The sequence below is a fragment of the bacterium genome, assembly GCA_019695335.1.
In the GTDB taxonomy this organism is placed as follows: domain Bacteria; phylum CLD3; class CLD3; order SB21; family SB21; genus JABWBZ01.
The window spans coordinates 21,077-29,023 of sequence record JAIBAF010000047.1 but is presented as its reverse complement, the minus strand read 5'-3'; the positions used below and the strand labels follow the sequence as shown (position 1 = coordinate 29,023).

6 protein-coding genes are annotated in these 7,947 nt (G+C 42.7%); all 6 read right to left on the bottom strand.

The annotated features are described in order from the left end of the window. Positions 1-548, bottom strand: a 548-nt coding sequence (locus K1X84_12020; GenBank protein MBX7152362.1) for a hypothetical protein, incomplete at its 3' end; no start/stop codon positions are given. Between the two features lie 11 nt (positions 549-559). Next, complete coding sequence (locus K1X84_12015; GenBank protein MBX7152361.1) at positions 560-2,974, bottom strand: DNA internalization-related competence protein ComEC/Rec2; 2,415 nt, start codon at positions 2,972-2,974, stop codon at positions 560-562. Beyond that, positions 2,971-3,720, bottom strand: coding sequence for a tetratricopeptide repeat protein (locus K1X84_12010; protein MBX7152360.1), 750 nt, complete (start codon positions 3,718-3,720; stop codon positions 2,971-2,973). Before K1X84_12010 ends, K1X84_12015 begins: the two co-directional genes overlap by 4 nt. Positions 3,721-3,725: 5 nt before the next feature. After that, positions 3,726-5,540, bottom strand: coding sequence for a BatD family protein (locus tag K1X84_12005; protein ID MBX7152359.1), 1,815 nt, complete (start codon positions 5,538-5,540; stop codon positions 3,726-3,728). Between the two features lie 27 nt (positions 5,541-5,567). After that, on the bottom strand, positions 5,568-6,575 hold the full coding sequence (locus K1X84_12000; GenBank protein MBX7152358.1) for a M28 family peptidase: 1,008 nt from the start codon (positions 6,573-6,575) through the stop codon (positions 5,568-5,570). A gap of 43 nt (positions 6,576-6,618) precedes the next feature. Further along, the gene (locus tag K1X84_11995; protein ID MBX7152357.1) at positions 6,619-7,944 is read right to left on the bottom strand and encodes an outer membrane protein transport protein; all 1,326 of its coding nucleotides are present in this window, start codon (positions 7,942-7,944) and stop codon (positions 6,619-6,621) included. Positions 7,945-7,947 lie beyond the last annotated feature (3 nt).

Below are 7,947 nucleotides of genomic sequence, written 5' to 3'. Positions count from 1 at the left end.
ATAAAAAACTGGCGCCATTTTTCGTTACGGCTTAACATGAAAATCCGGATAGACAAAAACGATGCCACCCAAAGGCACACGATCAGCCAGAAAATAAACGGTGGAACAAAACTCAGGTTTTCGGCAATGATACGTTTTCGCGAATCGATAATCGTATATTCGGCGAAATACATGATCACGAAAACAGGAAGGTAAAAAAATAGAGGGATAATTTTATATCGAACGCCGCTTTGGCCGACAAGGCTTTTGGCGTGATCCAGAAACGACGCATGAACGTGCACGATCAACGGCGGTAAAAAAGCAATCGTGTAGATAGCCGCAAAGTGAAATTTTGAATATACTTCTAACGCCTCACGCCCGAAAATCTGTTTAATAATGATCGCAAGAAACTGCGATCCGTGCCACACCGTCAAAACCGCAACCAATGCGATGAAGACAAATTCATGAAAAAGTTTGTTGGGACGTTTGATCAATTCGCCCAGAAGCACCGCGTACAAAATCGTACCGATAAAAAAGCCCAACAAAACAAGTAAGTCGTACCCAATCATAGTATGATCCGTTATCGGATTTGGCGGATGGAATATCCGTCCGTCTCGAACTGGATTGCCCCGTGATGATCCGTACGCCAAACGGCGCTGCCGGCACGGTAAAGATAATCAACGACTTTCGGAGAAGGGTGATTAAACTTATTAAATTGACCGCACGAGAGAATCGTATAATGCGGCTGAACTCTCGATAAAAAACCAACGGTCAACCCGTTGGAAGAACCGTGATGCGAAGCTTTCAGGATATCCGATTTTAAAAAATCCTCGTAATGCTCGAGCGCATGAAGCGACGACTCTTCGGCGTCACCCGTCAATATTATGCTTTTTTGAAGATACTGTAGCTTCATCACTATCGACGCATTGTTTGTATTTAATGGTGCTTGCGAAACGGCTGAAACAAATCCGGATTTCGGATGCAGGAAATATACGTTTACCGCTTCATCAATTGCAAGGAAATCGCCTGAATGAACCACTCGTCGTGTGATGCCTTTTTGTTCGATCAAATTGAGAATATTAAAATAGCTTTCGGAATTATAAAATTGCCCGCTTTCCCACACTTCATTGACTTCAAAATTTCGTAACAAATATTCAATGCCACCGATATGATCATCATGGGGATGCGACATTACTAAGTAATCAATGGTTGTGATGCCGGCCCGACGCAGAAACGGCGCAACAATTTTTTCTCCGTTATCAAAGTCCGGTTCTTTATCGCCCGCGTCCACCACCATTGTTTTTCCACCGGGTAATTGAATGACCGTACAATCCCCTTGTCCGACATCTAAAAAATTTATGCGCATCGGAGTTGCCCAAAAAACCGGCTTCCACATGAAAATCATTAAGACTACAATTGTTACAATCAATCCGATTTTTCGAATCACCAGATTGGACCAGTTCATTACATAGAATAAAAATAAATAAAACGTAACCAAGCCCACAGAATTTAGTTGGTAATATTCGACGTACGCCAACGGCCATTTCGACGACCATTGCGCTATTTGGATCATCAGCCAGATCACGTATTCATTAACGTGCGCGTACCACGATGACATAATCGGTGAAAAGGCTCCGGCGATCGCCGCGAAAAAGCCCAATCCCATAGCCGCGCTAGAAAGCGGAACAACGGCAACATTTGATACCAATGCGACTAACGGAATTTTATTAAAATAATAGGCGCTAAAAGGCACCGTTCCAATCTGGGCTGCCACCGAAACCATCAACAGCGACCAGACTTTATCTTTAAAATCCATTTCCGGTTTCTTGAAAAAACCAATGCGCTTGCTGGCCGATTCCAGTTTCGGATAAAAAAGAACGATCGAAAGTACGGCTGCAAACGACAATTGTAATCCAATATCAAATAAAGACAACGGATCAAAAAACAAAATGATTAACAATGCCACAAACAAGCTGTTGACAATATTCCGCCGGCGTTGCAATAATCCGCCTGCCAAAACTACGGTCGTCATCAATGCTGCCCGAACCACCGAAGGCACAAATTCGCCGATACAAACGTAAATTCCTAAACAAACGATGGTCATTCCAATCCGCCAGCCATAAGGAATCCTGAGAAAACTGAAAATACCGAGCAGCAAAGCGGAAATAAAAACAACATGTAAACCGCTTAAGGATAAAATGTGAATTGTTCCGCTTAGAGAAAACGCCTGAATAACTTCATTTGGAATTTCACTACGTTCCCCTACCAGTAATCCGGTAAGAACGGACGCCGAGAGAGGGGATAGTTGTTGTTCGTTGAGACGCATGACATAATGCTTGATAGGCAAAACAAAGCGGCTGAAAAATGGATTACCAAAGTTTTTACCGGTAGACCGAATATTGGTCGAATCCCGGATGTACATCAGTCCCCAAATATTCTGGCGGACCAGATAGGCTCGATAATCAAACTCACCAGGATTGCGCTCGTTGCGAGGTTTGAGAAGAGTTCCGTACACCTCGAGTTCATCGCCGTAAGCAATGGGCTTTCTGCCCCCCGCGCGTAATGTCAACAGAACTTTTCCTTCAGTTTTAAAAAACAAATTTTGTGACAACCGGATTTCATTCACATCCATTACAACTTTTGTTTTCTCATGATTCGCATCGGGGTCGCTGGCAATAATGCCTCGTAACACAACCGGTTTTCCAAGATCGGCAAAATGGGCAATGTGTTCGGCCGGTAATTTTTCCGTTGGCATGCGCGCGGCGGCGATCAATATGACTAGAGGAATGACCATCGACACATCAACACGGTATTGAAGTAAAAAACAGGCTATTCCTAATAATCCAATCGCTATCAATGAAAAAATCAATGAATGATTGGCGGGAAATTCTGAAGATAAATGAAAAAAATGGATAAAAAATACGGCTACTGCAAACAGCAGAGAAAGTTTAATGGCCGGAAAACGTTGTCCCCAGCTAACTGGCGGTGGGTTCATAATATTCCAACATCTCCACGCCGGACCCAGCCGACTTTGCCGTCAACAAGGCGAATCTCGATCCAATCATCCGACGTCGAACGTATTTCAACTTTGGTACCTTCGTGTAAAATAAAAACTGTTGAAGCAGCCGGATCGGGTTCGCTTTTAATATCGCAAACACCGCTCAGTATGACCGCTTCTTCTTTGGTAGAGTCGATATATACGCGGGCAGCAAAAATATAAGCCAGTATAACGAATACCGAGACAATTCCGTATAAAGAGTGATTAAAATAACGCGGCCGATGTTGGAAAAACATCTTAATGAGTAACATTAGCAATAAAAAATTCCACAAAATTACGGTGGTAACTACGAGCGTGTTGATGGAAAAAAAATAGAGCGCCCGGCGATAATAATGAAAAAGAAAAAAATCAGGAGGAACAATGATTTGATCTTTGAGATAGGCGTGAGTTATTTCAAGATTGAAAAGAATATCGTCATCGTCTGGCGCCAAACGCAATGCTTTTTCATAGAAAAAAACAGCGTAGCCGTATTTTTTTTGCTTGAAGCAACTGTTCGCTAAATTATAATACACCTCATACAAGACGTTGCCTTGAGATAATAATTGTTGATACGCTGCTTCCGCTTCCGCATAATGTTTGTTGCGATACAATTCACCGGCTCGCTCGAAAATACTTTCAGGTGCTTCGCTGACCTGGGCGACGGCAGATGCGGCCAATAATAACCATCCAAAAATTCGAATCATATCCGTTACAGCGCCTTATCCATGTTAAAAATCGCATCCCGAATGCGTTCATATACTGATTCGACTTTTTCGGGAACATTTCGATCGAAAGAAAACCGGGCCTGATCACAGAGCTGCAAGCACGCTACATAATCGTCGATGAGTTGTCCATCGATTTTTTTCTCACGCAACATCGTAACGAGTGTATCGGTCATTATTCCGGCTTCAGAAATTCCCAACTTGTCAGCAATCAAGCCGGTCAACGTCTTGGCCACCTCGGCATAAAAAGTCTCCAATTGACGCGCTTTTAATAATTTTTCTGCTTGATTCAAACGTTTCTTAGCCATCGGACTGGCTTTACGGTATTTTAATTTTACCGCGTCCGAGTTTTGCTGTGCCTGATAGCGTTGATAAACAAATGCCACGAGTGTCAATCCCAGCGGCCCCAACAATAAAAGAATATACCACCAACGAGTGTAAATCGGCCCATAAGTGGCTGTTAAATTTTCCGGGCTCGTTTTGATAAACCGGATGTCTTTAGCGATCAACGCTACTTCTTCTTTGGACAAATTTCCGGCAGCCGTCATTCCACGGCCTTGTTCAATCACCAACGTATGGCCTTGAGCCGATTTGAATTCATATTTCTTAGTCTCTGGATTAAAATAACTGATCGTATACTCCGGAATCTCATACGTCCGGCTCGTTCGTGGAATCGCAACAAATTCAAAAAATTTCTTACCGCTGACAATGTTGCCGTTTTTTAAAATTTCGTCAGAACTTTTAACCGGGTATTTCTCAAATTCTTCGTTAAACGGATTTTCCGGTGCGTTCACCGATTTAATATTGCCAATACCGTAAATTTCAACACGATACAAGACGGCTTCACCGGTTTTCAATTGAGTTTTATCGATAGTAGTTTTCACATCAAAAGTGCCTACTAAACCTGAAAAATCGGAAGGTTTTCCATCGATTGGCAAATCATTAACGTGTATCCTGATAGTATCGCTTGAAAATTTTTTAGTAACCACTTCTCCAAACGGATCATTGAAAGGCGTAAAAAAATCATCGAAGAGGTTGCCCTTATTTTTACGGGGAATGCGCAATTCGCACTCGATCTCAGCCGGTTCAATATTGAGATCGCCGGAATGCGTCGGAAAAACCGCCATACGTTTGATGGTATAACTCGAATATGTTTTACCGTTGATGGTTACTCGTTCAGCCTGAATCGGTTCTTTCAGCTGAAATTCTTCGGCCCAGAATCCTGGGAAATTCGGAACTTTGGTCGGCGAATATTGCGTCACAGGAACTCGGGAATAGATTCGGAATTCGACCATAACTTGTTCGCCAACATAGGCTTCTTTTTTGGCGGCCACGGCTGCAAAAAAAACATCCGCTTCACGTCCGGAAACCGAACCCGCACTTCCCGAGCTGTTTTTTCCCACAACTTCGATGGTTATGGCTTGCGTATGATATTCTTTACCGGCATTGTTAACGCTGACCGGTGGTATTGTCCAGCGGCCGGTTTGGGAAGCACGCAAGAAAAACTGGAAGCTTTTACTTTCACTTTTTCGACCATTGATGATTTGAATGGAAGTCGATTCACCGGGATTAGGATAGAGCAGTTCTATACCTTTCAATGCAGGCAATTCCGGGATGCCGCGTACATCTACGTCATTGCCGCTCACTTCGATCGAGAGCGTAAACGTCTCACCGGCTTCGATGGTGGTCCGATCAACGGTCGCTTCGCAACGGACATCCTGACCGACCAACGCCTTCGTAAAACAAAAGCTGATGATGAGAAAAAAGAAATACGTTTTCATCTGTAGAAAAAAAATAACCATGCATTTGTCAATTATCAATATTGTTTTTTAAAATTGAGCGAATCTCCAAATAATCATTGCGGAAAATTTAGCCATGTTTTCCATGATCATTGGATCCAAACCCTGCCAGATGTCTCCCGGCAAATGATAGGGATTAGTGCCTTTGTAAGCATACATAAAAAATGCCGGAACGCCTATTGCATTGAAAAAATATTGGTCTGAATTCGGGGAATTGGGCCTCGTGCTGAGCTCAAAATTAAAAAAGGATTTATTAATTTCAGATACTATTGAATATTCTTGAGGAAAATTATTAACGCCTTGTACCATAAGGCCATCATGCCCGGATCCAACTAAATCCAGATTAAGAAAAAAACGGATTTTCTTGAGAGAAACCGGTGAATGTTCAACAAAATATTTCGATCCTAAAAGCCCGACTTCCTCTCCGGAAAAAGCGACGAAAAGAATCGAGCGTTTGGGTTTCATGGCAGCAAGCGTTTCACCAACGGTCAGCATCACGGATACGCCGGAAGCATTGTCATTGGCGCCATAATAAATGGTATCAGTCATGCCTCGCTTCATGCCTAGATGATCCAAATGTGCCGTTATTACTACAAATTCATCTTTCCATTCTCCTCCTTCAATCCAGCCAACGACATTGAATGTTTCAGCGGAATCACCTTTTGTATCGGCATAAATACGCTGTTGTATGTCATGATTGGCAATTTTGAAAGGTTGAAAATACGAACGTTCCAAAAACGGTTTGACGCCCATTTGTTCAAACTGACCGGCCAACCATTGAGCAGATTTATTATAACCGGTCGTTCCCGATGCTCGCCCTTGAAACGAATCCGTTGTCAGTATTTTAACAAATTCCAAAATTTTCTTGCCGTCGACTTCGTTTATTTTTTTTTGAATTTCTGAAGAAAAAAAATGGTTTTCCGCAGGCGATAAAATTTTTTTTTGATTTAATTTATTTGTTGTATCACTCTCGGCATTGCCGGCTAAAAGACTTTTAAACGGAGCAGCGCAAAGGATGAAAACAACAACGGCGGACACATATCCGCCGTTTATATAATTTCGTAGGTTTGTTAAAAACATTTTAGAAACGATAGCTCAAGCTCACTAAAAAGCGATTTGTTTTGATTTTTTCATTCGTTGCAAAATAGTTGCCGTCTGGATCCACACCTAATAGATCATCCGTCGTGGACTGCTTCCACCAGCCGTGTTGGTAAGCGAAATCGACTTTCACTTGTTTATCCAATAAAAACGTCACCCCGCCCGACAAGTATTGCCGATTGCTGCTGACAGCTTCGACACCGTTTTTGTAGGGAGAAAAATTATAATAATAACCAGCCATCACTTTTGCTCCGAGCGACGGCACGATCGCCTCGCCACCCAAATGAAAGTTATTAGTCGAACGATAACGGGTGATAATAGTGCGATTGATGTCGCCGTCAATGTCATTAAAATTTTCATCCAGAATGTTCGAACTAAAACGTGTCTCAGTCCAATCGACGAATTCCATGCTGCTGGAGAACGTGAACAAACGGTACTTGTACGATGCGCCGATTTCGAATTTCCATGGCGACGTTAATTTATATTTCCTGAACGAATCATCGCTAATTATATATTCAGCCAGTGTGTCATCCATTCCGAGTTCGGAATAACTTGAATTTTCCTCCACATGCAAAACCGTCGGCATTGTAATATTCAGCGCTAACCGCAAATTTGGAATAGGACGCAGCAACGAACCGATTTTGAAATTGTAGCCAGTATAATCCGGAGTGATGACGAAATTGACATCACGACGATACACATCGTAAATAATATCTTCTTCATCCAATTCGTTGTACAAAACATTGACGTTATTTTTACCGGTAAAAAGATTCAAAGTAGCGCCGAGCGAGAAATTGGGTGTCAGGTCGACGGCACCGGCAAAAGACCATTGGTTAAGGCTTCCGTCGATCGTTGTTTCTTCGTTTTGCGAAAAACTTTTGCCTTCAATTATGGGTGCGCCGTTTACTTGATTAAAATTGTCAAAATGATTGACGCGATTGTAACCGAGAGCAAACACCAAACTTCCGCGATAAGTTGGAATCGGAAAAACCAATCCCAAAGCATTGATATTCGTAAATCCGTTAGTGTTTTCGGTCATTGTACCTTGATAGCCGATACGGTTATTGATGCTATGGCGCGAAAGGCTGCCGTAAAATTCCATCTTCCGGATTTGTGCCAAGCCGGCAGGATTCCAGTACGTTGCGGTAAAATCCTCCGCGATAGGTGCATACGCACCGCCCATCGCCATCGCCCTGGCGCCGGGGCCAAATTCATCGTAAAAAGGACGAATCGCGTCCTGATCCGATTGCGCATAAATCGAGACTGTTCCGAAAATCGCTATTAGAATTATAATCGATATTTTTTTCATATC